The 25,772-nt window shown below is 31.7% G+C and carries 27 protein-coding genes; 4 read left to right on the forward strand and 23 right to left on the reverse strand.

Features of this window, described 5'->3' with window-relative positions:
• Nucleotides 1–25: 25 nt before the first annotated feature.
• The 16 genes from JL193_RS11590 to lpdA form a co-directional block, all read right to left on the reverse strand.
• Nucleotides 26–688, reverse strand: coding sequence for a fibrobacter succinogenes major paralogous domain-containing protein (locus tag JL193_RS11590; protein ID WP_207970954.1), 663 nt, complete (start codon nt 686–688; stop codon nt 26–28).
• The gene (locus tag JL193_RS11595) at nt 666–1,862 is read right to left on the reverse strand and encodes an IS256 family transposase (protein WP_207970593.1); all 1,197 of its coding nucleotides are present in this window, start codon (nt 1,860–1,862) and stop codon (nt 666–668) included. The genes JL193_RS11590 and JL193_RS11595 overlap by 23 nt, the downstream gene beginning before the upstream one ends.
• Before the next feature lie 340 nt (nt 1,863–2,202).
• Nucleotides 2,203–3,543: a peroxiredoxin family protein gene (locus JL193_RS11600; RefSeq protein WP_207970955.1), complete on the reverse strand. Its 1,341-nt coding sequence runs from the start codon at nt 3,541–3,543 to the stop codon at nt 2,203–2,205.
• Between the two features lie 441 nt (nt 3,544–3,984).
• Entirely contained in the window at nt 3,985–4,341 is a 357-nt protein-coding gene (locus tag JL193_RS11605; protein ID WP_207970956.1) for a four helix bundle protein, read from the reverse strand.
• Nucleotides 4,308–4,508, reverse strand: coding sequence for a hypothetical protein (locus tag JL193_RS11610; RefSeq protein WP_207970957.1), 201 nt, complete (start codon nt 4,506–4,508; stop codon nt 4,308–4,310). The genes JL193_RS11605 and JL193_RS11610 overlap by 34 nt, the downstream gene beginning before the upstream one ends.
• A 119-nt stretch (nt 4,509–4,627) precedes the next feature.
• A complete protein-coding gene (locus JL193_RS11615) occupies nt 4,628–5,512 on the reverse strand; it encodes an RNA-directed DNA polymerase (protein ID WP_207970958.1) in 885 nt (294 codons plus the stop codon).
• Nucleotides 5,513–5,546: 34 nt separating this feature from the next.
• Nucleotides 5,547–5,870 (reverse strand): hypothetical protein, encoded by a 324-nt coding sequence (locus JL193_RS11620; protein WP_207970959.1) that lies wholly within the window; start codon nt 5,868–5,870, stop codon nt 5,547–5,549.
• 313 nt (nt 5,871–6,183) lie between these two features.
• A complete protein-coding gene (locus tag JL193_RS11625) occupies nt 6,184–7,035 on the reverse strand; it encodes a phage tail-like protein (protein WP_207970960.1) in 852 nt (283 codons plus the stop codon).
• A 254-nt stretch (nt 7,036–7,289) separates the two neighbouring features.
• Nucleotides 7,290–7,862, reverse strand: coding sequence for a hypothetical protein (locus tag JL193_RS11630; protein WP_207970961.1), 573 nt, complete (start codon nt 7,860–7,862; stop codon nt 7,290–7,292).
• A 28-nt stretch (nt 7,863–7,890) separates the two neighbouring features.
• Nucleotides 7,891–8,073 carry a hypothetical protein gene (locus JL193_RS11635; RefSeq protein ID WP_207970962.1) on the reverse strand — a complete coding sequence of 61 codons (183 nt, stop codon included), beginning with the start codon at nt 8,071–8,073 and terminating at the stop codon, nt 7,891–7,893.
• Nucleotides 8,074–8,107: 34 nt separating this feature from the next.
• Entirely contained in the window at nt 8,108–9,658 is a 1,551-nt protein-coding gene (locus JL193_RS11640) for a T9SS type A sorting domain-containing protein (protein WP_207970963.1), read from the reverse strand.
• A 216-nt stretch (nt 9,659–9,874) separates the two neighbouring features.
• Nucleotides 9,875–10,834, reverse strand: coding sequence for an L-threonylcarbamoyladenylate synthase (locus tag JL193_RS11645; RefSeq protein WP_207970964.1), 960 nt, complete (start codon nt 10,832–10,834; stop codon nt 9,875–9,877).
• 234 nt (nt 10,835–11,068) lie between these two features.
• The gene (locus JL193_RS11650; protein WP_207970965.1) at nt 11,069–11,302 is read right to left on the reverse strand and encodes a hypothetical protein; all 234 of its coding nucleotides are present in this window, start codon (nt 11,300–11,302) and stop codon (nt 11,069–11,071) included.
• Nucleotides 11,303–11,488: 186 nt separating this feature from the next.
• Nucleotides 11,489–12,808, reverse strand: coding sequence for an anthranilate synthase component I family protein (locus JL193_RS11655; protein ID WP_207970966.1), 1,320 nt, complete (start codon nt 12,806–12,808; stop codon nt 11,489–11,491).
• A 31-nt stretch (nt 12,809–12,839) separates the two neighbouring features.
• Entirely contained in the window at nt 12,840–14,066 is a 1,227-nt protein-coding gene (locus tag JL193_RS11660; protein ID WP_207970967.1) for a hypothetical protein, read from the reverse strand.
• 202 nt (nt 14,067–14,268) lie between these two features.
• Nucleotides 14,269–15,669, reverse strand: a complete 1,401-nt coding sequence (gene lpdA, locus JL193_RS11665; protein WP_207970968.1) for a dihydrolipoyl dehydrogenase — start codon at nt 15,667–15,669, stop codon at nt 14,269–14,271.
• 136 nt (nt 15,670–15,805) lie between these two features.
• Here lpdA and JL193_RS11670 point away from each other — a divergent pair, with 136 nt between their 5' ends.
• The gene (locus JL193_RS11670; protein WP_207970969.1) at nt 15,806–16,279 is read left to right on the forward strand and encodes a heme-binding domain-containing protein; all 474 of its coding nucleotides are present in this window, start codon (nt 15,806–15,808) and stop codon (nt 16,277–16,279) included.
• Nucleotides 16,280–17,518: a glycosyltransferase gene (locus tag JL193_RS11675; protein ID WP_243456744.1), complete on the forward strand. Its 1,239-nt coding sequence runs from the start codon at nt 16,280–16,282 to the stop codon at nt 17,516–17,518. It begins immediately after the preceding gene.
• Between the two features lie 71 nt (nt 17,519–17,589).
• Here JL193_RS11675 and JL193_RS11680 read toward each other — a convergent pair whose 3' ends face one another.
• From JL193_RS11680 to JL193_RS11710, 7 genes are all read right to left on the reverse strand, one after another.
• Complete coding sequence (locus tag JL193_RS11680) at nt 17,590–18,996, reverse strand: COG3014 family protein (RefSeq protein ID WP_207970970.1); 1,407 nt, start codon at nt 18,994–18,996, stop codon at nt 17,590–17,592.
• 75 nt (nt 18,997–19,071) lie between these two features.
• Entirely contained in the window at nt 19,072–19,659 is a 588-nt protein-coding gene (locus JL193_RS11685; protein ID WP_207970971.1) for a penicillin-binding protein activator LpoB, read from the reverse strand.
• 30 nt (nt 19,660–19,689) lie between these two features.
• A complete protein-coding gene (locus JL193_RS11690) occupies nt 19,690–20,094 on the reverse strand; it encodes a hypothetical protein (protein WP_207970972.1) in 405 nt (134 codons plus the stop codon).
• A 329-nt stretch (nt 20,095–20,423) separates the two neighbouring features.
• Nucleotides 20,424–22,445: a M3 family metallopeptidase gene (locus tag JL193_RS11695; protein WP_207970973.1), complete on the reverse strand. Its 2,022-nt coding sequence runs from the start codon at nt 22,443–22,445 to the stop codon at nt 20,424–20,426.
• Between the two features lie 76 nt (nt 22,446–22,521).
• Entirely contained in the window at nt 22,522–23,001 is a 480-nt protein-coding gene (purE, locus tag JL193_RS11700) for a 5-(carboxyamino)imidazole ribonucleotide mutase (RefSeq protein WP_207970974.1), read from the reverse strand.
• A gap of 2 nt (nt 23,002–23,003) precedes the next feature.
• Nucleotides 23,004–24,161 carry a 5-(carboxyamino)imidazole ribonucleotide synthase gene (locus JL193_RS11705; protein ID WP_207970975.1) on the reverse strand — a complete coding sequence of 386 codons (1,158 nt, stop codon included), beginning with the start codon at nt 24,159–24,161 and terminating at the stop codon, nt 23,004–23,006.
• Nucleotides 24,162–24,211: 50 nt separating this feature from the next.
• Nucleotides 24,212–24,631 carry a Rieske (2Fe-2S) protein gene (locus tag JL193_RS11710; RefSeq protein WP_207970976.1) on the reverse strand — a complete coding sequence of 140 codons (420 nt, stop codon included), beginning with the start codon at nt 24,629–24,631 and terminating at the stop codon, nt 24,212–24,214.
• A 202-nt stretch (nt 24,632–24,833) separates the two neighbouring features.
• Between JL193_RS11710 and greA the strand changes: the two genes are divergently transcribed.
• Together greA and JL193_RS11720 are read left to right on the forward strand one after the other, a co-directional pair.
• Nucleotides 24,834–25,307, forward strand: coding sequence for a transcription elongation factor GreA (gene greA, locus JL193_RS11715; protein ID WP_207970977.1), 474 nt, complete (start codon nt 24,834–24,836; stop codon nt 25,305–25,307).
• A gap of 72 nt (nt 25,308–25,379) precedes the next feature.
• Nucleotides 25,380–25,766 (forward strand): HIT family protein, encoded by a 387-nt coding sequence (locus tag JL193_RS11720; protein ID WP_207970978.1) that lies wholly within the window; start codon nt 25,380–25,382, stop codon nt 25,764–25,766.
• Nucleotides 25,767–25,772 lie beyond the last annotated feature (6 nt).

Genomic DNA, 25,772 nt, shown 5'->3' on the forward strand with positions numbered 1-25,772 from the left:
ATCATCATTTTCTTTTACAGCAATTTTAAACAAGAAATAGTATAATATTTTGTACATACGATAAATGTGACTTTACAAAAACTGACTGCCCTAAGGACAGCCAGTTTAAGTTTAAATTGTATAAAGTACAAAGGATTTTACTTTTTAATGCAACGTACCGAGTACCCTCCCCACGTCTGGTAGTACTGATGGTCGAACTAGCGAAAAAGCTGTACATGTAACGTGCTTCAGAACCACTTACTGTACTAGTCCAATAGAAGCCTTCGCTACCTGCAGCGAAAATTGTAGAAAGACTGCTTTCTCGGTAGCCTCCCGTCGTTAGTTTTAAAGCTGTAAAAGCACCATTTCTATCGTTGCTATTAAAATTTAATCGTTCTGCGTTTAGCTCTGCTTTTGTAGGTATTCTGTACCCTGAAGGACAAGGATCGTTTAAACCATTTTGCCATAAGCCATTTTCGCCTGCAAAATCTGTCCAGTTATTATCAGTTTGGAATGTGGTTTCAATAAAGTTACCGTGTCTAGGGTTTGCACTTGTCGCTGTTACAGTTGTAGTATTAGAAGTTCTATTCTGGTGTCCATCTTTTGATCTACCCCATTGGTACAAATCTCCATAAGAGACACTTTCCCGCAAAGTGTGTAAGTTAAAAATTACAGGATTAAATTTTTCATAGTTTAATCCTGTTTTCAAATATAGCCAAAAATTGGTTAAGAATGATACCCCAATTTCTAATAGGCAATGTCCATTTTTTTGTTGATTCTCTCAAAGCTAAAAATACGGATTTAATTACAGCATCATCTGTTGGATATGAGAGTTTGTTTTTAGTGTATTTTCTAATTTTCCCATTTAAGTTTTCTATCAAATTTGTGGTATAAATAATGGTTCTGATTTCTAATGGGAAATCGAAGAAAACAGTGAGTTCATCCCAATTGTTTTCCCATGATTTAATGGCATAAGAATATTTGGATTCCCATTTTTCTTTAAAGTCTTCTAAGGCTGCTTTTGCTGCTTCTTTTGTAGGAGCTGTATAGATTTGCTTCATATCTCTTGTAAAGGCTTTTTTATCTTTCCAGACTACATATTTACAAGAGTTTCTGATTTGATGAACCACACATATTTGTGTTACTGAATTGGAAAAAATAGTTTTAATGGTGTCTGTAAATCCGTTTAAATTATCAGTTGCTGTAATTAAAATGTCTTGTGTTCCTCTGGCTTTTATGTCGGTTAAAACGCTCATCCAAAAAGAGGAAGATTCGTTTTTTCCTAACCAAAGTCCTAAAACTTCTTTTTTACCATCTACTCTAAGACCAACAGCAATGTAAATTGTTTTATTGATGACTTTGGAGTTTTCACGAACCTTAAAAACGATGCCATCCATCCATACAATCAGATAAGTAGCTTCTAAAGGTCTATTTTTCCAAGCAATAATGTCAGCTGTAATTTTATCTGTGATTCTAGAAATGGCTGAACTAGAGATGTTAAAATTATACAATTCCCGTATTTGTTCTTCAATATCTGTAGTACTCATTCCTTTGGCATATAAAGAAATAATCAGGTTTTCAACTCCATCTGCAGTACTTTCTCGCTTTTTAATAAGCATTGGATTGAAAGTAGCATCGCGATCTCTTGGAACTTTTATTTTAGTTTCTCCTAAATGCGTCTTTATTGTTTTGGTTCCATAGCCATTTCGTGAATTAGGATTGTTGCTTTTTTGATGCTTATCGTAATCTAAATGTGCATCTAATTCGCCTTCTAAAATCTTTTCTACACCACGTTTGTGCAGTTGTTCTATAAAACTGGTTAGTTCTGAACCTGTTTTAAATTGTTTTAAAAATTCTTCGTTTAATAAATCTTCTGGTTTCATAATAAAAGTGTGTTTATAAATTTAGTGATTATTTAATCGTAAAGTTATTTCCGAAATTTTTCCTCATGGAGCAATTTAAATATTGCTCTAGAAAAATTTCAGAATAACTTTACTTACACACTTTTTGGTTTAGTACCCCAATGCATTCCGAACTTGATTCGGAAACTATTTAATTTTAAGTATAAGGTGTAGAGATTCCGGGTTCAAGCCCGGAATGACAGAGGGTGTCTAATACAGGAAAGTAAAGCATGACAAAGGTTAGGATTCAGCATGACAAATATCTCACAAAAAAATTCACGCGGTAGCAAAGTTCCTTACAAGAAAACAAACATAGAAGATTCTACAATTTAGTCTCAATCCAAATACTGGCGTGCAATACCGTTTTTGGCCTTATCAATATTGTATTATTTGAGTCTAATAAATAATAGGTAGGAGTACCTGTTATATAATAATCTTTTGCAGCTTGGGTGTCCCAACCTTTAAAATCGCAATAGGTTTGTTGCCAAGGTAAATTTTTATAGGTATTTTTAAATGTAACTTGGTCTGTGTCTATACTTATATACACAATTTCTACATTTTTATCTTTCCAATTTTTATAGTTTTCTACTAATTTTGCAATCTCTTTTGTACAATGAGGACACCAACTTGCGCCAAACACCACTAATTTATTAGTTTTTAGATCGCTTAATTTTTTATTGTTGGCAAATACTATTTCTGGAGCTATATTGCCTGGTTTCATTTTTCTGTAGCTTTCTAATTTTGCAGCTACATCATCATTTAAAGAACATTGTTGGGTATCTAACAAATAAAGAGACACATATTCTGATGCCTTAATTAAACTACGTTTTTCAAAATAATTATATAAATTATCTGCTACTGTATTTAATAAACTATCGTTTTCTTGTAAGTTGTCTATAAGATATTTAGAACTTAAATTCATTTGTACATTTATACTATCTAAAGATTGCCCCATGTTTTCTAGCAACATATAATGCCCTTCTATAAACTCTTTAAATAAACCACTGGTTTTAAAGTTTGGGTGGTTAAAATCTGTGGTTCTAAAAAAAGAAATAGCATTGGGTATTTGGGCTGTTTTTTTTCTGACAATAACAGGCATTTCTTGCACCATTTTACGGTAAGGTATAAACCAGCGTATATAACTCTCTTTATTTAAATTGGCTACAAATTGGGCGTCTTCTTTTTGTAAACGGGTTTGTTCTTTATTTAGTTTTTTTAAAAACTTGTTTTGTTTGGCAAACAAAGGTTTGTTTTTGTATAAAGGCTGTAAAAATGTTAAGGCAGATAAGGCATTGCTACGCAAACTTTGGTCTTTGGCATATTTTATAAAGTTGTTGTTTTCTTTACTGTTTATAAATTGCAAACTATCTGTTTCTTTTAAATGCGTACCATTTATATGTATACTAGGTTGTGTTAAAACAAATACCAAGCTATTATTGTCTTGGGTGTTTAAAATAGCCATACCCTTGTAGTTTTTTGGGTAGTTTAGGCTAAAGTTACCTAGGCTGTCTGCCACAGTTGTGGCTAAATTTACTGTTTTGTAGTAGTTAAAACCTGTTAAGGTAATTTGTTGCCCTTTATGTTGTTTTAGGTTGCCTTTTAAGGTTTGGGCAGTTATTAATACACTATACATTAGTGTAATTAGCATAAATACTTTTTTCATTTTTATAATTTTGTTTCTGTCTTGTTATTACACCCTGTTTGTCTTTCTGTAGAAATCCTTTACAGTTTGCTCTACTTTTGCAGGCCTCATAAAGGATGACAAACGGTATGATTTCTAATTATATTTTACTTTATTTTTAGTTTAAAACTGCATAGCAAAAATTGTTTTCCTTAATTCAACGAACAGAGTTACCGTTAGCCCTATTGTTAGTATTCATGTTAGCATTACTGTTGTTACGGTTACCTGCTGCGGGGTATTAAACACAAACTTGAATTTTACAAAAAATGTAAATGACTAAATAAATAGTCTTGTCCTTATTTTAGATTTTAGCATATGCGAGAATAACAATTTTAACTAAAAACTTTAAGAAAGCAATTGCTAATAAACAAGGGCTGTGTTAGGAATAAAAAGCACACCTAATACCAAACCTTTTTTTAAGATTTATGCACTAGCTCTGGCTATATATTTTTGCCATGCTGTTAATTGTTTTGATAATTCTTCTATATTAATATTAAGTTTTATATAGACTTTATTACCTATTATATGTAAATCTTTACTAATGCGCCATAACAAGCATACCATTTCTAAGTGCTCTTTTATTTGAGTAATAGCGTCTATTCTTTTTGAACCTTTGTTTTTGTTTGCGGTATAAATATGTATTAATAATTGTAAACTTTGTTCTTTTAATTTTTCGCCCAAAGTATATTTATGTTCTCTAGCAAAACTTTTGGTTATTTTATGAATATCTATTAACATATCGTATCCTAATTTAACGGGTAAGCTAGTGAATAATGCCATTGCCAATACTCTGTTTTTATATATGATTTAGAATAATTTTTTGTGAACCCGAAGAAATAATGAAACTTACTGTTTAGTTGTTGCAATGCTTTTACAATTAAATTGTATGTTTTTGCATGGCTTAATGTACCTAAATATGAGTTTAATGTTGCTATTATTTGTTTCATGATTGCCCACTCTATTTTAAAAGATGCATCTACTAACTTATTAATTTGTTTTATAGCATTGTAAAAATTATTTTTTGTACGATTGCTAATATATGTACGATACGGTTTAATATAATGGCCTAAAAATAAAGCACCTTTACTATAATGCTGTAGGTATAATTTTTAGGATGAATGGTTAAGCCTATATTGTCTAACTCGCTTTGTACTAAAGGAATTATGTTTTTTAAGAGGTTTTTGTTTTTATGTACAAAAACCATATCATCTACATACCTACTATAATACTTAATTTGTAAGGTGTTTTTTATATAATGGTCTAATTGGTTTAAATAAATATTGCCAAATACTTGCGAGGTTAAATTGCCTATAGGTAAGCCTATACCATTGGGTTTGCTAAACAAACTTTTATCTTTTGGTAAGGTTTTCCAATTAGAACGGTTTCCTTTAATTCTACAACCTATTGCTACATTGGTAAAAATAGTTTTTTGTAAAAGAAAATTTAAGGTAGTATAGTCTAAACCCAAATACCGTATTTTTGGCTTTAAAAACTGAATTACTTTATTATAGAGTATGCTATGACTCATATTCATAAAATAACCTTTAATGTCTAATTTAAGAATATAGGCCTCTTGTTTATAGTTATTTGAACAAGATTTTATAAAATGATTTAACCTTTTTGTACCATGTAAAGTACCTTTACCTTTACGGCAACTATAGCTATCTGGTATTAAATAAGGGGCTACGTGGTCTTGATAAATGCATCTATATATTAAGTGATTCACCACACGATCTGAAAAATCTACAGCAAAAATTTCTCGTTGCACAGGTTTATAAACCATAAATGCAATACTAGGTTTAGGTATATAAGTTTTATTTGTTATTTGTTGGGCTAATTCATATAATTTGGTTTCTACATCTATCTCGAAAGCTAATTGATTGTTTGTATTACGTTTATTTTTGCGTGCCTCTAGGTAAGATAAATAAAGTTGGTAATATAGGTTTTGCATTGTTTTTTAAAACTTACTGTTTTACTACTTTTTTTTAATACAAGCAAAGTGTAACAATTAACGCTTTTAATTTTGCTACAAACTGCATAGCCTGCATAGGTGATTTGTTTGCTAAATCAAAATTTTTAATTTCTTGCTGTATTTGTAAAATACTGTTAGGTTTTGTTTTTTGTTTAGTTATAGTGTTATTAAGTTCTAGAATTGTATTGCACCAATTTATATATGCTTTCTCCTTATTAATATAACTAATTTTATATGCTATAAAGCTAGGTGTTTCTTCAATTTTTTGAAGCTGTTTATTTTGGTATATTAAACCATTTTTTAAAACTAAACTATATGGAAAACCTAAACTAAACACTTGTTGGTTTACGGTTTTAATAAATTTACTGTTTACTTTATACCCTTTTATATGTTATATAAACCACATACATTGCATTTTGGTTATATACTTTGCAAAACATGCCTTCTTTAAAACAATACAATTTATTATTTTGAGTAACCAGTGCTATTTTATTTTCAGTTGTCATTATTAAATTTGGTTGTATTATTAATAAGCAAAAACATAAATATTAATTTTTTTTTGACCGCTTACGCGGTTTTAGAATAAAAACCCGCCACCCTAAAGGGATGGCAGGTTAAAGTGCCAAAGTGCACAAATACATACAAAGTGTCTATTCCTTAATGCAACGAACAGAGGCACCGAAAGCCCTATTGGCAGTATTCACGAAAGAATTACTGCTAGTGAAGAGTAGTAAACGTGCAGGAGAACCACTAACCGTACTTGACCAATAGTAACCGGCACTACCAATAGAGCTAAGGGCACCATTGACGTAGCTACGGATACCTCCTGCGGGAAGCTTTAAAGCACTACCATATGCTCCAGCTGCATTGTTAGTAGAAAAAGCTAAACGCTCATTATTTAACTCAGTTTCTGTAGGTACTCTATATCCTGTTGGGCAAGGATCATTATTACCTGCTTGCCATAAAGTATTGTCTTGTGTACTTAACCAATCACTAGAACCAACAATAAAGTTTGCACCTTCACTACCACTAACTACAGCTCCTGAAGATGTTGCACTTGTTCTTATTTGGTGTCCATCTGCTGCTCTACCCCATTGGTATAAATGTCCGTAAGCCGCAGCATCTGTACTATTACCTGCTTGTTGTGTAGCCCCTAAGTTACGGTCCATCCAAATTGTACCGTTTTGTCCTGCAACGTCTACTACCGTAGTAGTACCACCTTCAGATGCGCTAGTACCACTAGTAACATTAATAAACTCGTTACCATTGTTTACATATAATCCTTTTGTTGTACAGTCTAAACAATACACTATTAAACCTTCTGCTGGAGAGGCAATGGCATTCATTTGTACTTGTGTCATACGTGGTGGTAAAAAACCTTTTGTTGTGCTTACTACATCTAAAGATGCAGACGCATCTGGGTTTGTTGTACCTACACCTACTTGTGCAATACTTGTAAAACTTGCTACAATAAATGCAACGCTTAATAATATTTTTTTCATAATTGTTGTTTTAAATTAGCCCCTCTTAATCTCCCCAAAGGGGAGAAACTCTCACTCTTGTTTTTTTCTAGTAATTAGAGTCTTTTAAAATGAGCATTTCTGTTATTTAATTTATTTGTTGTTATTTATTTATTTTGAGATTTCTCCTTGTTCCTCGTTCGAAATGACAAAAGGTTTGTGAGTTATTCTCCTTTATTTATTGAGATTACTTTTCTTAATGAACAGATTACTTTGTTCCTGGCAATGACAGATTATTAGAACTTTTTAATGAAACCTATTGTTAGATATCTGTGAGTTCCCATATACTTTTCTGAAGCGAACCTGTAACCAAATTTAGCTGTAACTCCAAAACTTGAATTTTTAAACCATGCATTAATACCTGCAGACGGATTAAAAGCAAAAGAGTCTTTAGAGTTGGCAATGGTGTTAGGCGCTTTTATATAATTGGCCCCTAGTGCTACAAATGGTACAAAGAAAGTACCTGTTTTAAATTTGTATCCACCTTCTAAATTTGCAGAAAAGTAATTTACAGGATTGCTCCATAAGCCTGTTTCTTTTGCTACACTAAAAGAAGCACTTGCCGCAGTAAAAAAGTTAGATTTAAAAGTTCTAGCGACACCAACCGTAAGCCCTACATTAACCATATCTCCTAATCTATCTACGTCAGACTGTGCATCCCAACCTGCAATAACCCCAAAAGTGGCATCTACCGTCCAGTAGCTATTTCCTTTTTCAAAAAAACGAGCGTCGTTTTTGTTACCATCGGCTTGAGCAACCGCCAAAAAACTCATTAAAAAAGCGCATGTTGTAATAATTGTTTTTTTCATTGTATGTGTGTTAATATGTATGTTCGAATTAAAAATCAAAGCCTGTACCTGGATCATCAGGGCTTTGTGCTTGTGATTTTTGTGGGTTTAAAATCATATAGGTACCTAATGCAGTTAATGCTGCATATTTCCCATAATTACCAATTTTAGAAATAGCTTCTTTTCTTGTAATTTGATTTTTGTTTTCTGTTTGTTCTTTTTTTTCTTTCATCTTATATTTTTTAAAATTTAAAGTTTTTAAAAAGTTATTCTATAATTAACTTTTTAGTGTACTCACCTTTCTCTGAAACAATATTTACGATGTAAATTCCTGTTGCTAAATTTGTTGGCAGTTGAATGTCTTTTACTTGACCTGCAACAAATTGATTTGTAAGTATTTTTTTACCAGTAACACTGTACATTTTTAGAGTTGAATTATTTTGTGTGTTTAAACCTACAATTCTAAGAACGTTGTTTTGTGTTTTATAAATATTTATAGCGTTTGCTAAAGGGGCGTTTTCTGTATTTAGCACTTTACTAGAAGTGTATAAGAAAAAACGACCAGTACCATTTAAACTTTTGGTTACATTTATTTTATGAGAAGTTTCTGTTAACTTTGCAAATGTGTTATTTTTTTTATCCTCTAAATAAACATCTACACCTTTTGGTAAATTATTTACAGAAACACTAAAACTTAATTCTTGGTTGGCTGCAGCTCTAACAGATAAAGGTATTGCTATGTTGCTATTTATGCTGCTAGTAGGTAAGCTTTGTATTGTAAAATCGATACCTTTACTATCTGATACTAAGTGAGTATCTAAAGAAAAAGTAGGTGTTCCGTCTTGATATGCGCCTGCATCGTAACCAACGTCTAAACCAGTAGTAGCTTCTTCTAAAAACTCGATGGTTGTTGATTTGCTAGCAGAACCATTAGAAACATACAAAGAAATTGTAGGAGTAGCGTTGCTTGTTTTATAAAAAGTTGCGGTACTATTTTGATGATTTTGCAAAGCTTTTGGAAAAGTAAATGTTTCGTTTGCACTTTTAGCCGCTACTAAAAAGGCTTGTCCTGGAGCTAATTGTAAAGCTGGGTCAGAATGTCTTAATGGCGCATAAGTAGTTCCATTCCATATATATAAAAAAGCAAAACTTGGGTCTAGTTTATCGATGTTTTCACTTAAAACATTTGCAACTGCGTTTGCATTGTTGTTAGCAGGTAAAAAAGAAGGATATGGGTTACCCACACATGCCCAAAAATTAGTTCCACTAGAAATTTTTGGTATCGATACAGTTACATCTTCATCTGCTAAAGCGCCCGTAAAAGTATAATTACCAGCAGTTGTTTTTTTCATACTATAACCAACACCCGACTCGAAATTAGCTAACGTTTCTTGATTTTCTTTTGTGGGTGCAGTGTTGTGGTAGGTCCACCTTTTTGTAGGGGTGTTTGTATTTTTATAATACGACACTCCATAATTACTAGAAGCTCCACTTTGTGCCACATTATTGCTAGCATCTGCAATAAAACTAGAAACACTATAAGTTGCTACTGGAGCAGAGATTAAATGCCAATCGGTATCTGAAATATGGCGTTTGTAAGTGATGTTCCCTGCTGCATTTCCATCAACAATAAAAGAACCACTTTTTGTGGCGTCAGATTCTACTGTTAAGTTTCCGACAACAGAAACATTGCTTCCTGCATATAATACACCTCCAGGCAGAGTTGTTATTTCCCCTCCTGATGCCACATGAAAGTCTTGAGACCATGCCACATTTGTGATTATTATGCAGAACATTAAATTCATAATTTTCTTCATAATTTATTTGATTTTGTGTTTAACAATGCCACAAAGGTCTTGTATATAAACGACGGGTAGTGTTTAGAATAAATAAGTGGTCGATATTAGAAACAATTGGGAGTAAAGGGGTGTAAGCGTTTTTTAAGAAATGGTATTACACCTTCTGAAATTATTTTACATAAAATTTCAGATAGTGTATAAATATTTAAGAAGTATGATTGAAAAAAGCCTCTTTTATGCGCTAAAAGTGGCACGTTGCAAACGGTCGTTAATCGATTTTCCTAAGCCATTATTAGGAAAACGCTCTGTAATTATTACATCTAATTGTAAGCGATCTAATTGATGTAAAGAATCGTATAATTTAGAAGCTGCTTCTTGCAAAAAACCCTTTTCAGATAAAATAATTTCTATTAAGTTTTTATTCTTTAAAGAAGTTTTAAAAACTAAAACTCCAATTTTTTTATTCGGGTGCTTTTTAATTTCTTCGGCAACATTATCAACCAGAAAAGTTTTTGTAGATGGGGCATAATGTCTTGCCAACATTCCTGGAGCATCTGGGCTTTGTTCTTTCTTGTTTTTAATGGTAATTTCACCCACAATTGCTTTAATATCTTCTAAAGCCAAAGCACCTAACCTGTAAATAATTGGCTCGTCGTTTTCGAAACCAATAATGGTAGATTCTATTCCGTTTTCGCAAGAACCACCATCTAAAACTTGCTGAATATCATTTTTAAAATAACGTTCTACATGCTCTGGTTTTGTCGGGCTAATGCTACCAAAAGGGTTTGCGCTTGGTGCGGCCAAAGGAAAAGGCAATTGTCTTAAAAGCTCTAAAGTTACAGGGTGATTTGGAATGCGAACAGCAACAGTATCTTTTCCAGCGGTAATTAAATCTGGAATTTTTTCATTCTTTTTTAAAACCAAAGTCATAGAACCTGGCCAAAAAGCCTCTGCCAATAATTTTGCTTTTTGGGGAATATGAGTTACTATATTTTCTAATTCTTTAACCTCAGAAATATGCACAATTAACGGATTAAAAAACGGGCGCTTTTTCGTAGAGAAAATGCTATTTATTGCTTTTTCACTAAAAATATTTCCTGCCAAACCATACACGGTTTCAGTAGGTATGGCTACCAATTGCTCGTTAGTTAATAGTTTTACGGCCTTTTGTATGTCTTTAGAAATAATGCTCATAATTCGGTTGCGAAATTACGCATAAAATTAATTTCGACATAAAATAGAAAAGAACTTTTAATCGAAAAGAATTCTTCGAAGATTTGCCTCGGGGTTTGTGTTGAAATTGTTATTCCTGTGAAAATGGGAATCTAAATACAGAATTTTTGTTTTTAACTTTTTTTAGGTGAAAATGAAACTAGTAAAATGCCTCTGTGGATCTGCCTTAAGATAGAGTTGTTTTAAAGAAATTTTTTATTTTTTTTTCAACCAAGCACGAATTTCTTTTCGCAAAGAAATTTCGGGTTTAGGCAGCGGAATGGTTTTACCAAATTGTTTACTTCTATTGAATTTAGAATACAAAATTTTACGTTGTTTCCAATCTTCTGGAAATAGCGCTAAATAACCGTTAAAAATGTTTTGTTCTGTTGGTTTGTCTTTTAAATTGTCGAATATTTTCTTAAATTTTTCGTCTTGGTTCGTAATCATAAGGTAAAGATAGGTAAAGAAAATGTTTTAATAAGCCTATGGTTTTTTAATGCTAAAAGTTGTTAAACAGGTTTCGTCTAGATTATAAAGGCATCCTTTTTTTGAGGAACGAAAAAAGATATCGTCTTTCGACTTCGCTCAAGATAAATTCCAAGCTATAAATAGCTTTAAAAAAATAGTTAAGATTTATTTTGAATTTAACAAAGCAAAACGCATTGCTTTTGCCTTTAATAGACATTCTTCGTACTCTTTTTCTGGACTCGATTTTGCTGTAATTGCACTGCCCACAGAGTAAGAAATGTACTTTTTTTCTTTGTTATATAAAATGCTTCGGATGATTACATTAAAATCGAAATCGCCATTTGGGGTAAAATAACCTACAGTGCCAGAATAGAGGCCACGCTTGGTTTCTTCTAAGTTTTCGATAATTTTCATTGCAGAAACTTTTGGAGCGCCTGTCATGCTTCCCATAGGAAACGTGTCTTTAATAACGTCCACAGAATGGGTGGTTTTTTCGATTTCGGAAACCACTGTAGAAATCATTTGATGGACTTGTTTAAAGGAATATACTTTGCATAATTCTTCGACTTTTACACTTCCTTTTTTAGCAGTTTTAGATAGGTCGTTTCTTACCAAATCTACAATCATTACATTTTCTGCACGTTCTTTAATATCTCTCGATAAATCGGATGCAATTTTGGCATCGTCAATCGAGCTAACCAATCTTTTTGCGGTTCCTTTTATTGGCTGAGAAATAATTTTACGACCTTCTTTACGAATGTATCTTTCTGGTGAAGCACACAATGCATATTGATGTGCTATTTTTAAAAATGTGGCAAATGGAGGTTCTGAAATTTGGTTTAAATGCTTGTAAACTTCAACAGGATTTATGGTTGAATTTTTAGCATAAAATTCTTGACAAAAATTGGCTTCGTAAATATCGCCTCTATGGATATGTTCTAAAACTTTGGTAACTTTATGGTGGTATTCGTCTTTATGAATTCTTAGTTTTATTTTAATATCTGGTTTAAATTGTTTTATTTTAAGATTTCTCGACTTCGCTCGAAATGACATTTTAGAAATTTCTTCAAAATCACTTTCAATCTTATTATCTACCATTTTTAAATACTGAAATTCAATGGTATTTTCTTTAATAAAAAGTAGTTTTTGAGGTTGAAAAAAATACAAATCTGCAAAATTTAATCCGTCGAAATTTTTTGAAGAAAGTCGTTCGACATCGTTTTTTACGTCGTAAGAAATGTAGCCGAAAATATAGTCTTTGGTTGTGGTTTGGTATGCTTTTAATTTCTCGAAAGCTTGGTAATAATCTGTTTTTATAGAAGTAAATTCTTCTACTGCCAAAGCAGCATCGAAACTAGAATATTGTTGTTCGTAGTTGTTAGAATCTAACCAAATTGCGGTTTCGAATTGTTGGCTCCAGTACAAAAGATTTTGTTTGAAATTAGCCATATTTTCAACAGAAAAAGTACGAATGGTTCTTTGCATATTTGAGGCAAAAATACAATATTTTGATATTTTATTGGTACAATCGGTTTGCAATAGGAATTTTTAAACTAATTCCTGTTTGTACATCAGGCGAATTGTTTAGAGATAAATCTTCTTTTAAATAGATAGAAAAGCTATAATTTTCTCTTCCATAGGTGTACATCCAGCTCCAGGCAGATTGGTAATCGTACAATTTCTCAAAACCATTTTGCCATCCAGAATGTATTTCTTGCCATTTGCCAACCAATTGATAATAGTTGGCTTCGTCTCTTTTGCTAAAACTCGATTGTATTTGATAATTTGCAGAAACAGCATGGTAGTTTCCTTTTCGAGTGTATTTTGTGTATTCTAACATTCCTTCGAAACTCAACAAATATTTGTTATTACCTAGTTGAATGTTCTTTTTAAAATCGACAATATTTCTTCTTAAAATGGCTGTTCCAAAAGATGTTCTAATTTCATTGGTGTTTTTTAAGTGCCATTTTTTTACAATGTTTCCAGAAAAGCCAAAGTCTAAAGAAGGGTTGTCTTTAGAGGTATTGACGCCTAAATCCGAACCAAAATTTAGAAAAATATTTTTCTTTTTAAGGTTGATAAAATTTGGATAATAAAAATGATGTACCTCAATTCCCGCAAAAATAAATTGACCGTCTTTTAGCTCTAATTTTCGTCCTTTTCTATCTTGATAACGAACATTTACTTGATTTAATCCGTAATATTTTCGCCCAAAAGGATCTTCGCCACCAGCAATATTGCTATGAAACCATTCTATGCTTTCGTCACTTGTAAATAACGAAAACGGATATTTTCCTTTGGTTACTAAATAAGAGCGAAGTGAAACAGCCAACTCGTGATTTTTAGCAACTTTTGTGTTAAAATCGATTCTAAAATTTTTAAAAACAGCATCTATAACGATGTTTTCGTATAAAGCAGGTGTTGTTTGTTGATCTTTATAAAAATTTCTGTTATACCAAATTTTTTCACGAAGTCGATTTCTTATGGTATTGTCTTTTGGTAAATACATTTCTACAAAAGGATGAAACGTATTGGCACTTGCCAACGAAATATTCAACACCATTTTTTGAGGCGGACGTACCTTAAAATTCTGGTTTATTCGTGCAGAAAACAACCCAAAATGATGAATGGGCAACATACTTGGTTTGTCTATTCCGTTTTTTAATCGAATAGTATCTTTCTTTTGACTGAATGAAAAAAAAGAAGTCACTAAAAATAAAAGAGAGAAAGTAATTTTCTGCATTTTGTAAAAATAAGCAAAGTTTGAGATTAGAGAATTAAGTATAGAGTAGTAAGAAATGGTATAAATTTAGAGAAAAATTCGCCATCTAAATCCGTGTCTAAAAACCACAAAATCAAAAATAATAAGACCTTTTAAGTGAATTACTTAAAAGGTCTTAATTATAGTTATTTTAAACATTTCAAAAAAAAGAAACATTTAAAAATTATGCATTTAAAGGTTTTCCATCCCAAGCCGCTTTTGCAGCTTCTTTTACAGCTTCAGAATACGTTGGGTGACCATGACAAATTCTTGCCAAATCTTCTGCAGACGCCCTGTATTCCATTGCAACTGCAGCTTCCATAATTAAGTCAGCAACTCTTGCGCCAACCATATGAACGCCTAAAATTTCATCCGTATTTTTATCTGCCAAAACTTTTACAAATCCGTCTATATCTCCACTTGCACGAGACCTACCTAAAGCTCTCATCGAAAATTTACCAGCTTTATAATCAACTTTTGCTTCTTTTAATTCGTCTTCAGTTTTACCAACTGCCGCAACTTCTGGCCATGTATAAACGATTCCTGGAATTAAATTATAATCGATATGTGGTTTTTCACCAGCTAAATATTCAGCAACAACAACACCTTCTTCTTCTGCTTTGTGTGCTAACATTGCACCTTTTACAACATCACCAATTGCGTAAATATTGTTTATATTGGTTTGTAAATGATCGTTTACAGAAATTTGCCCACGCTCATTTACTTCCACACCAACTTTTTCTAAACCTAAACCTTCTGTATATGCTTTTCTACCAACAGAAACCAAGCAATAATCTCCAGAAAACTCAATTTCTCTATCTTTTTTATCAGTTGCTTTTACTGTAATTGTATCACCATTTCTTTCAACAGCGCTTACTTTATGACTTGTGGCAAATTTAACACCTTGTTTCTTTAACACCTTTTGTAATTCTTTAGAAACATCAGCATCCATTCCTGGCACAATCTTGTCCATATATTCTATTACGGTAACATTTGCCCCTAATCTTTTATATACAGAACCTAATTCTAAACCAATTACACCACCACCAATTACCAATAAATCTTTAGGAATTTCGGATAATTTTAAAGCCTCTGTAGAAGTAATAATTCTTTCTTTATCAATATTAATAAAAGGTAAAGAAGATGGTTTTGAGCCAGTTGCAATAATAATGTTTGTTCCTTCTATTGTTTCTGAAGAACCATCATTTTTTGTGATTTTCACATGTGTTTTATCTTCAAAAGAACCTAAACCTTCAAAAACATCAATGTTGTTTTTGTCCATTAAGTATTTGATTCCTCCAGTGGTTGTTACTACAACTTTTGCTTTTCTCTCTATCATTTTTCCGAAATCTATTTTCGGAGTTTCTACCGTAATTCCATGCTCTTCAAAATGATTTACAGCGTCGTAATAATGATGTGAAGAATCTAACAATGCTTTTGAAGGAATACAACCCACATTTAAACAAGTGCCGCCTAAAGTTGCATATTTTTCTATAATTGCTACTTTTTTACCCAATTGAGAAGCTCTAACCGCAGCAATATATCCTCCAGGACCAGAACCAATTACAATAATATCGTATTTCATAAGTACCTTTGTTTTTATTTTTTTGACAACCTTTCGGTTTCAATTTTAAATATAGTTGACAAAAATACGGATATTTTTACAGAATAAAGTGAGAATTACGTAGTTTTACCACTATAATTATTATAATATTTTACCCATGAAAATTCTTAAAAAAATACTGTTAGTTTTACTTGTGTTATTTGTAATCGCACAATTTTTTAGCCCCGAAAAAAATGATGGAGATATGGCTTCTGTAGAACCATTTTTAATGGAAACATATCCGCCAGCAGATGTAAAAGAGATTTTAAAAATCACTTGTTTCGATTGCCATAGCAATAAAACAATATATCCATGGTATTATAAAATTACTCCTGTAAATTATTGGTTAGCAGACCATATTAAAGATGGAAAAAAACACCTAAATTTCTCTGCTTGGAACGATTATTCTATGAAGAAGAAAGAGCATAAAATGGACGAGTTACACGAAGAAGTAGAGAAAGGAGAAATGCCTTTAAAATCGTACACATGGACCCACGCAAATGCCAATTTAACGCAAGCACAAATAGATGCAGTTGTGGCTTGGGGAAAAAGAGTGCAAACAGAATATAAATCGAAAATGCAAGCCAAATAATTGCAAAAAAAATCGCTATTAATAATTGGTTATGTTTGGGTAGAACCCAATTCTTCTGCTGCAGGAAAAAGAATGTTGCAGTTAATCAATCAGTTTTTAGAACGAGATTATAAAATTACTTTTGCTTCGTATGCCATAAAAAGCGAAAAAGCAATCGATTTAAATATGCTAGGAATTAGTGAGGTTTCTATTGAATTAAACAATACTTCTTTTGATGTTTTTATAAAAAATTTGCAACCAGAAATGGTGTTGTTTGATCGTTTTATGGTGGAAGAACAATTTGGGTGGCGAGTTGCAGAAAATTGCCCAAAAGCAATTCGAATTTTAGACACAGAAGATTTACATTGTTTGCGAAAAACCAGAGAAATCTGTTTAAAAAGTAAAGTAGATTTTTCTATTGATGAACTCCTAAAACAGGATATTACCAAAAGAGAAATCGTAGCTATTTTAAGATGCGATTTGTCTTTAATAATTTCTACTTTCGAAATAGAATTGCTAAAAAATACCTTTAAAATAAAAGATTCTTTATTGCTTTATGTTCCTTTTCTTTTTGATGAAATAGACGAAACTCATCAGCATAAATGGAAAAATTTTGAAGAAAGAGATCACTTTATTTTTATTGGAAATTTTTATCACAAACCCAATGTAGATGCTGTTTTAACTTTGAAAAATAAAGTTTGGAAAGAGGTTAGAAAGCAATTGCCAAAAGCAGAAATGCATATTTATGGGGCGTATGTAAACCAACAAATACAACAACTGCACAATAAAAATGAGGGGTTTATTATTAAAGGTTTTGCAGAAGATGCCCATAAAGTTGTTGGCAATGCAAAAGTGGTTTTAGCACCTATAAATTTTGGAGCAGGAATTAAAGGTAAATTAACAGAAGCCATGCTTTGTGGAACGCCAAGTGTAACCACTTCAATTGGAGTAGAAGGGATGTCTAATAACTTGCCTTGGAATGGTTTTGTAGTGGATAATTATTCTGAATTTGTATCAAAATCAGTTCAATTATATTCGGATAAAAATATTTGGGAACAATCTCAAAAAAATGGTGTAGAAATTATCAATTCGATTTACAGCAAAGAAAAAAACGGAGACTTATTTTTCAATAAAATAGAAGAAATTCAATATCATTTAGAAAACCATAGAACGAATAATTTTATGGGAAGTTTGTTACGACATCAAACTTTACAAGCCACAAAATATATGAGTAAATGGATTGAAGCTAAGAATAAATAAGCCGTTTTTAGGTTGTATTTTTAATATTCAGTAAAAAATTATACCATTTATTATTTTATATTAAATTCAGGTTAATAAGAATTTAAGCTAGATATTTTTCTAAAAACAAGGTTTCCTGTTCCTGTTACTTCTATTTTCTTTTCAGAAGCGGTATTTCCATTTTTTAATAGTTGAATCGTAAAGGTGTTTTTTCCTTTTTGTAGAGGAATTCTAGTATAATAGATTTTTTGAGGCAAACTTTGCCAATTTCTAGTATCTGCACCTTCTGTTATGGAGTTAAAAATACCTAGCAATGCTCCTAAATCTTCATTTTTATCTCTTACTAAATATTCAGAAGTTTTTTTCACTGCCAAACGTAATGCTACTTTTCCTATTTCTCTTAGGGTTCTGTCTTTTAAGGTCTTAAACGCTATTTCTTCGTAATTTTGAGCAAGCTGAAAATGGTAGGTTTCTACAGAATCTTTTTTTATTGTAGCATCTGTAAAATAAGGGTGCCTTGCGACATATTTAGGAAATGCGACGTTAAAAACACTAATATCAGAAAATTTATTTTTTTTATTTTTCTTATTGCTAATAGGTATTGGTATATTAAGATTTAATTCTTTATTATAGATGGTAACAATACCTGTTTCTTTTCCTGGCAAAATGGTAAATGCAAAATTATTTTCGTCTTTATAAGGAATTAATCCATTTTCCCAAAAAATAATTACTTCGCCATTGCTGTTGTTTTTTTCTGTATAATCGTAATTTAAAAGCTTTTTGTAACGTAAAAACTCATTTGTAAAACCTAAATGTTTTGCAGTTCTTAAAAGATCTTCTTTTAATTGGTTTGGAATATCGACTCCAAAATAATGCCCTTCGTTTTTTAAATACAAATCAACAGCATTTCTGTAAGAAATAAATGCGTCGTTTATATTTCCAGAAGATTCATACAGCATGCCTTGCAAGCTTAATGCAAAAGCATCTGTGGTATATCTATTTTTTTGGTCACTTGGGTATTTTTCGTTTATTTGTTGAAGCTGTAAATTTATTTTTCTAACTTCTACCAAAGCTTCATCGAACTTGTTTAAAAAAGTATAATTTAAAGCTTTGTAATAATGGATTGCCACTTTTTCGAAATCTTCGCCTAAATAGGCTTCTTGTTCTGGGTTTAAAAGTGTGCCCAATATTTTGCCACCAACATCTCTTTTATTTTCTAAAATAAAATCGTCTGCTTTATTTAAAAAGGTATTGCTTAATTCGTAATCGTTATCTAAATAAGCAACTTTTCCTTTTTCTAAATAATAGAGTAATAAATTTCTATCTTTTTTTAGAAACTTGTTTTTGTCTAATTTTTCGAGTGCTAATTGGGTGTTTCCGTTTTGTAATTCTTGTTGAAATGCTTCACTTTTTACATTATAGGTACTGCCGCAACTGCTTAAAAAAAGTAATACAAACAAGTTGTAGATTATTATTTTTAATGAAATTGGATTTCTCATAAAATCTAATGTTAAAAAGCTTTCCTAGGGTAAGTTATAGGAAAGCTTTTTTATATAATTTAAGGTTTAAAAAAATTAATTTTTAATGTATTTTTTAATTTTCTTATCACCAATCCAAACTTTTTCGTTGGTTTGTATGTTTGTAAGTTCTAAATCTATTTGATAATAAACTACTTTTTGTCTTCCTAATGCATCTACAATCGAGTTGATGTTTCCTTGCAACATAAAATCTGCACCTGCTTCTAAACCAAACTTTTTAACGGTAGATAAAGAAGCGTTTTCTTGTTGGTCTGCACGTTCTGCTCTTAACTCTTCTCTCATTTTACCTCCAGAAACAATACGCGCATTTTGTCTTTTTATAAATGCTTTTTCTATTTCTTTCGTAAAAGTTTCGGCATCTATATGTTCGTGTGTTTTATTACGCACCAAACCAACAATTATAATTGGTTTTTTTCCGTTTTCTTGTACAAAATCTGTTAGCCAATTTCCTCTAAGAATTTCGTCTGTTAACTCCTCTGAAGCCAGTCTAGAATCTGTGTCGTTCCATCTTCCGCTAATATCTACTTGATCGTTTGTGTTGATGCGTACTACTTTTCTAGAACAAGAATTTAAGGTTAAAACTGCTACTGCAAGTATAAGGCCGATTGTTATTAATTTTTTCATTACTGTTATTGATTTGTTTTTTTTATTAAATTATAAAATGAGTCCGTAAAATAGTCCTAAACTTAACATTGTGTTAAATTGAGACCAGTTATTACTGTAATATCCGTTATAATAATTATCTGCTGGGTATTCGTATTCTATATATTGCGTGTTTTTAGCACGTTCCATTCTTTCTTGGTGCCTCCATAAACGGCTATTGGCTCTATATTTTCTTCTTAAATTTCTTAAATCTCGCCGATCTTGTAAAGGATCTATAGCTTTATAAGTTTCTTGGCTTGTAGTACCTTGTGTTAAGGTAGTTTCTTTATAGGTGTTTAAATAAACAGCCATACTTTTTTTATAATTTGGGTTTTGATCCAACACTTCCTCTTGAGCAAAACCTAAGAAAGTTGTAAAAAAAGCAATTAAGTAAAATGCGAAATGTCTCTTTTTCATAAATTGAATGATTAAATTATAGGCAAAATTAAGCATAAAAGACGTGAAGCTTTTTGCAATAACAACAGTTTAACGTTTATTTAGCAATAAAAAAATAAGTGTTTTTAGCATTAAGTAAGGTAATTGGCAGTCTTTTATATAGTTAGGTAAACCAACTAAAAAAACGGACAAATAAAGAATTTCTTAAAACCAACAATCCTCGAAGAAGAACCAGAGAGGTATTTCGCGGCTTTTATTTTCACTTAAAAAGGGCAACCCAAATACTGTATTTAGATTCCTGTTTTCAAAAAAGGAAACCCTGAGGCAGAACCTCGAGGATTTCTTTTCGATTAAACCAACCCTGCTCTTTTTAACAAAGCATCTGGTTTGGGTTCTTTTCCTCTAAAACGCTTGTATAAAATCATTGGTTTTTCTGTGCCTCCCTTAGAAAGTACGTTTTCTTTAAATTTGGTCGCTACTTTTTTGTTAAAAATTCCTTCTTCTAAAAAGTATTCAAAAGCATCTGCATCTAAAACTTCTGCCCATTTATAAGAATAATATCCAGCAGAATATCCACCTTGAAAAATATGCGAAAAAGCAGTGCTCATTGCATTTTCTGCAACATCTGGGTATAATTCTGTTGCTGCAAAAGCTTTGTTTTCAAAATCTTTAACATTTTTTATTTCAGATGGGTTGGTGCTATGCCAACTCATATCTAACAAACCAAAACTTAATTGACGAAGTGTTTGCATTCCTTCATGAAAACTTGCAGATTCTTTTATTTTTTCTACATATTTCATAGGAATTATTTCTCCTGTTTTGTAGTGTTTTGCAAAGATTTCTAAAGCTTCTTTTTCGTAACACCAATTTTCTAAAACCTGACTTGGTAGTTCTACAAAATCCCAAGAAACCGAAGTTCCAGACAAACTATTGTAAGTTGTATTGGCCAACATGCCATGTAGCGCATGCCCGAATTCGTGAAACAGTGTAGTTACCTCATTAAAAGTTAAAAGCGATGGTTTTGTTGGTGTGGGTTTTGTAAAATTACATACGATAGAAACATGAGGTCTTTCATTTACGCCGTTTTTAACTTGCTGAGGTTTGTAAGACGTCATCCAAGCACCATTTCGTTTGCCTTTTCTTGGATGAAAATCGGCATAAAAAACGGCTATAAAATTGCCATTTGTATCGGTTACATTGTAGGTTTTTACATCTTCGTGATATTTATCGATGTTAAAAACTTCTTCGAACTGCAAGTCGTACAAACGATTTGCAATTTTAAACACACCATTAATTACATTTTCTAATTTAAAATAGGGTTTTAAAATTTCTTGGTCTAAATTAAAAATTTCTTTTTTTAATTTTTCTGAATAATAGGCACCATCCCATTTTTGAAGTTGGTCTATTCCATCTAATTTTTTGGCGTATTTTTCTAATTTTTCAAATTCTTTTTTAGCAGCAGGTTTTGCTTTTTCTAGCAATTCTTTCGAAAAATCGAGTACTTTTTTAGGTGTTTCTGCCATTCTTTCTTCTAAAACAAAATGTGCATGTGTTTTATAGCCCAATAAATGGGCTCTTTTATGGCGCAGTTTTACAATGTCTAAAACAATTTGTTCGTTGTTGTTTTTATTATTTTGAAAACCTTTTTTACCGGCTGTAATTGCCAACTTTTTACGTAGTTCTCTATTATCTGCATAGGTCATAAAAGGGATGTAACTTGGGTAATCTAGTGTAAATATCCATCCTTCTTTGCCTTTTTCATTAGCCAGTTGTTTTGCAGCTTCTTTGGCAGAATCTGGCAATCCAGCAAGATCTTTTTCATTTGTTAAATGCATTTCAAACGCATTGGTTTCTGCCAAAACATTTTCACCAAATTGTAAAGATAGTTTAGATAATTGGGTGTCTATTTTTCGGAGTTCTGCTTTATCACTTTCGTTTAAATTCGCACCATTTCTTGCAAAACTTTTGTATTGTTTGTCTAACAACATTTCTTGCTCTGGTGTTAACTCTAAACTTTCTTTAGCATTAAAGACCTCTTTTACTCTTTTAAAAAGTGCTTCATTTAAAGTAATATCGTTTTTAAATTCACTTAACCAAGGAGAAACTTCTTGCGCTATTTTTTGAATTTCGTCATTGGTTTCTGCAGAGTTTAAATTAAAGAAAATACTGGTAATTCTATTTAATTTTTCGCCAGTAAAATCTAAAGCAACTGTAGTATTTTCGAAAGTTGGTTTTTCTGTGTTTTTAACAATTGCATGTATTTCGTTTTTTGCAATTTCTATGGCTTTTTTTATAGCGGGTTTATAATGCTCGTTTGTAATTTTAGAAAAAGGAGCCGTATTAAAATCTTGTAAAAGTGGGTTTTTAGTCATGAAAAATTTGTTTAAAAAATTAAAGAAACCTCACAAATAAAAAATCTGTGAGGTCTTTAATATTGTGCGAAGGTACTTATCTTTTTACGTTTTCAGAAGCTTTTTCAACTTTCAGTTTTAAACCTTCTTTATAAGCGATTATTTTATCTAAAACACATTTGTCTGAAGCGCCAATGATTTGGGCTGCCAAAATACCTGCATTTTTTGCACCATCTAAAGCAACAGTTGCTACAGGAACACCTCCTGGCATTTGTAAAATCGATAGAACAGAATCCCAACCATCTATAGAATTTCTACTTTTTATAGGAACACCAATAACTGGCAAAGGGCTCATAGAAGCCACCATTCCTGGTAAATGTGCTGCACCTCCAGCACCAGCAATTATTACTTGAATACCACGTAAATGGGCATTTTTAGAATAATCTACTAATTTTTCTGGAGTTCTGTGAGCAGATACAATATCTACTTCTATTTGAATATCTAAACTCTCTAAAATATCGATTGCTTCTTCCATTATTGGAAGATCTGAATCGCTTCCCATTATTATTCCTACCATAATTATTTACTTATTACTCGAATTGTTTCTTTTACTTTTTGCGCAATTTCTCTTGCTTTCTCTATATTTTCATCAACAATAGTTACATGCCCCATTTTACGAAAAGGACGTGTTTCTTTTTTTCCGTAAATGTGTGGTGTAACTCCGTCTATTTTTAAAATTTCTTCTATGTTTTGGTAAATAACCTTACCAGAACAACCTTCTGAGCCGACTAAATTTACCATAATTCCTGCAACTTTACTTTCTGTATTTCCTAAAGGAAGGTTTAAAATGCTTCGTAAATGTTGTTCGAACTGATTGGTATAACTGGCTTCAATAGAATAATGGCCAGAATTATGAGGTCTTGGAGCGACTTCGTTTACTAAAATTTTATCGTCTGTAGTTTGAAACATTTCAACAGCCAATAAGCCTACAAAATCTAACTCGCTTACTACTTTTAAAGCAGTTTCTCTTGCTTTTTTTGCAACATTTGCATCTATTCTTGCAGGGCAAATAACGTATTCTACTTGGTTTGCTTCTGGATGAAACTCCATTTCTACTACAGGATATGTGGTTGTTTCTCCATTGGCATTTCTTGCAACAATAACCGCCAATTCGTTTTTAAAAGGAACTAGTTTTTCGGTAATACACTCAACATTTGGCAAGTTTTTTAAGTCTTCGAAATTTCGAACGATTTTTACGCCATTTCCATCATACCCAAAACGTGCGGCTTTCCACACAAAAGGAAAATCGATGATATTGTTTTCGAAAGAATGTTTTAATTCTTCTAAATATGCGTAATGAGAAAATTCTGCAGTCGGAATTTTATGATCTATATAAAAGTTCTTCTGCCTTGCTTTACTTTGAATGATGCGCAAATCTTTCGGTTTCGGGTAAATCGTTAAACCTTCTTTCTCTAGCTTGTCTAAGGCATCTAAATTTACATTTTCTATTTCTATGGTTAATAAATCTACGGTTTTTCCGAAGTTGTAAACAGCATTAAAATCTAATAAATCTCCAAGTACAAATTTGTTGCAAATTGCTGCACAGGGTGCATTTTTATTACTCTCTAAAATAGAAGTATGTATGTCGAATTTTTGCGTTTCTGCCAGTAGCATTCTTCCTAGTTGACCACCACCTAGAACTCCTAATTTAAAGTCTGAAGAAAAATAGTTTTTCACGATAAAAATTGTTGTGTTTCAGCAAAAATACACAACTCAAATCATTTTCACTAAAAATTACTGATACGAATTACAGAACCATTTTTTGTAACACGATATTCTCTTGCAGGACATGGAGAGCCATCTGTTTGCGGAGCACCACCAAAATGAACACTATACTCACTATTGTCGCAGCTACATTTTAAAACCAAGCCTTTTTCGAAACTCATTGGAGCACTACAATCTGTATTTGGGCAAATTCTGTCGTAAGCAACAAACTTGCTACCATTTATGTTGAATAATAAAATGCCTTTTGCACCTCCAGAGAGTTCTGCAAAACCTCCAGGAGTTTGAGCGTTAATTAATTGCGGATTGTTTAAATCTGTGGTTATATTTACAGGAAAATTTAATAAACAGTTTTCTATTGGAGTGTTCTTAGAACAACTCGAAAGGAATAAAATCGATATAAAAATAAATACTTTTTGAGACATATAAATTTGTTGATACTTTAAGAACGATGGCAAGTTACAAATATTTTGTACATTTGTAATCTACAATCTCATTCCTGTGAAGGTAATGAGATTTTTAAATTTAATCCCTTAAAAGTGGATTACGATTAAACAATTTTTATTTGCCTTTTCTTGTAAAATTGTATTAGTACTAGAAAAGGGTATAATTTTAAATAGTATAATAATGAGTGATATATCTTACTATTCACCTGAAGGATTAAAAAAATTGAAGGATGAATTGGTTCAATTAGAACAAGTAGAACGACCAAGAGTAACGCAAGAAATTGCAGATGCAAGAGATAAAGGAGATTTAAGTGAAAATGCAGAATACCATGCAGCAAAAGAAGAACAATCTCATTTAGAAACCAAGATCGCAAAATTAAAAAATGTAATTGCTAATGCACGTATTTTAGACGAATCTCAGTTAGATACATCTAAAATCTTAATTCATTCGAACGTAGTTATTAAAAATATTACAAACGGAATGGAAATGAAATATAGATTGGTGGCTGATTCTGAAACGGACGTTAGAAACGGAAAATTATCTGTAAATTCTCCTATTGGAAAAGGGTTGTTAGGAAAAAAAGTTGGTGAAATTGCAGAAATTCAGGTTCCAAATGGAATTATGAAGTTTGAAATTATTGAGATTTCGAGATAGTTTTTAAAAAAAGAGGTAAGATTTAGGACTGAAAAGGACAAAAGACTGACTGAGAACTGAATACTGAAAAAAATGAGCATATTCACAAAAATAATTACAGGAGAAATACCAAGTTATAAAGTTGCAGAAAACAACGATTTTATTGCTTTTTTAGACATCAACCCCAATGCAAAAGGGCACACTTTAGTAGTTCCAAAAAAGGAAGAAAATAAGATTTTTGATTTGTCTAAAGACGAATATAAAAACTTAATGGATTTCTCTTACGATGTTGCAAAAGCGATTGAAAAAGCGATGCCTTGTAAAAGAGTAGGAATGAGTGTTATTGGATTGGAAGTACCTCATGTGCATGTGCATTTAATTCCATTAAATGATATGGCAGATATTCAATTCAATAAAAAAATAAAGCTAACGAATGAAGAATTTGTTGCTTTGGCTGAAAAAATTGCTGCTGAATTTTAGCAAGAA

This window comes from Polaribacter batillariae, assembly GCF_017498485.1.
GTDB lineage: Bacteria > Bacteroidota > Bacteroidia > Flavobacteriales > Flavobacteriaceae > Polaribacter > Polaribacter batillariae.

Bases quoted from the DNA above. Each gene is read 5' to 3' on its own strand.
- JL193_RS11595 (WP_207970593.1), bottom strand. From the start codon at position 1,862: ATGAAACCAGAAGATTTATTAAACGAAGAATTTTTAAAACAATTTAAA.
- JL193_RS11600 (WP_207970955.1), bottom strand. From the start codon at position 3,543: ATGAAAAAAGTATTTATGCTAATTACACTAATGTATAGTGTATTAATA.
- JL193_RS11605 (WP_207970956.1), bottom strand. From the start codon at position 4,341: ATGGCATTATTCACTAGCTTACCCGTTAAATTAGGATACGATATGTTA.
- JL193_RS11610 (WP_207970957.1), bottom strand. From the start codon at position 4,508: ATGAAACAAATAATAGCAACATTAAACTCATATTTAGGTACATTAAGC.
- JL193_RS11615 (WP_207970958.1), bottom strand. From the start codon at position 5,512: ATGCAAAACCTATATTACCAACTTTATTTATCTTACCTAGAGGCACGC.
- JL193_RS11625 (WP_207970960.1), bottom strand. From the start codon at position 7,035: ATGAAAAAAATATTATTAAGCGTTGCATTTATTGTAGCAAGTTTTACA.
- JL193_RS11630 (WP_207970961.1), bottom strand. From the start codon at position 7,862: ATGAAAAAAACAATTATTACAACATGCGCTTTTTTAATGAGTTTTTTG.
- JL193_RS11635 (WP_207970962.1), bottom strand. From the start codon at position 8,073: ATGAAAGAAAAAAAAGAACAAACAGAAAACAAAAATCAAATTACAAGA.
- JL193_RS11640 (WP_207970963.1), bottom strand. From the start codon at position 9,658: ATGAAGAAAATTATGAATTTAATGTTCTGCATAATAATCACAAATGTG.
- JL193_RS11645 (WP_207970964.1), bottom strand. From the start codon at position 10,834: ATGAGCATTATTTCTAAAGACATACAAAAGGCCGTAAAACTATTAACT.
- JL193_RS11650 (WP_207970965.1), bottom strand. From the start codon at position 11,302: ATGATTACGAACCAAGACGAAAAATTTAAGAAAATATTCGACAATTTA.
- JL193_RS11655 (WP_207970966.1), bottom strand. From the start codon at position 12,808: ATGCAAAGAACCATTCGTACTTTTTCTGTTGAAAATATGGCTAATTTC.
- JL193_RS11660 (WP_207970967.1), bottom strand. From the start codon at position 14,066: ATGCAGAAAATTACTTTCTCTCTTTTATTTTTAGTGACTTCTTTTTTT.
- lpdA (WP_207970968.1), bottom strand. From the start codon at position 15,669: ATGAAATACGATATTATTGTAATTGGTTCTGGTCCTGGAGGATATATT.
- JL193_RS11670 (WP_207970969.1), top strand. From the start codon at position 15,806: ATGAAAATTCTTAAAAAAATACTGTTAGTTTTACTTGTGTTATTTGTA.
- JL193_RS11680 (WP_207970970.1), bottom strand. From the start codon at position 18,996: ATGAGAAATCCAATTTCATTAAAAATAATAATCTACAACTTGTTTGTA.
- JL193_RS11685 (WP_207970971.1), bottom strand. From the start codon at position 19,659: ATGAAAAAATTAATAACAATCGGCCTTATACTTGCAGTAGCAGTTTTA.
- JL193_RS11690 (WP_207970972.1), bottom strand. From the start codon at position 20,094: ATGAAAAAGAGACATTTCGCATTTTACTTAATTGCTTTTTTTACAACT.
- JL193_RS11695 (WP_207970973.1), bottom strand. From the start codon at position 22,445: ATGACTAAAAACCCACTTTTACAAGATTTTAATACGGCTCCTTTTTCT.
- purE (WP_207970974.1), bottom strand. From the start codon at position 23,001: ATGGTAGGAATAATAATGGGAAGCGATTCAGATCTTCCAATAATGGAA.
- JL193_RS11710 (WP_207970976.1), bottom strand. From the start codon at position 24,631: ATGTCTCAAAAAGTATTTATTTTTATATCGATTTTATTCCTTTCGAGT.
- greA (WP_207970977.1), top strand. From the start codon at position 24,834: ATGAGTGATATATCTTACTATTCACCTGAAGGATTAAAAAAATTGAAG.
- JL193_RS11720 (WP_207970978.1), top strand. From the start codon at position 25,380: ATGAGCATATTCACAAAAATAATTACAGGAGAAATACCAAGTTATAAA.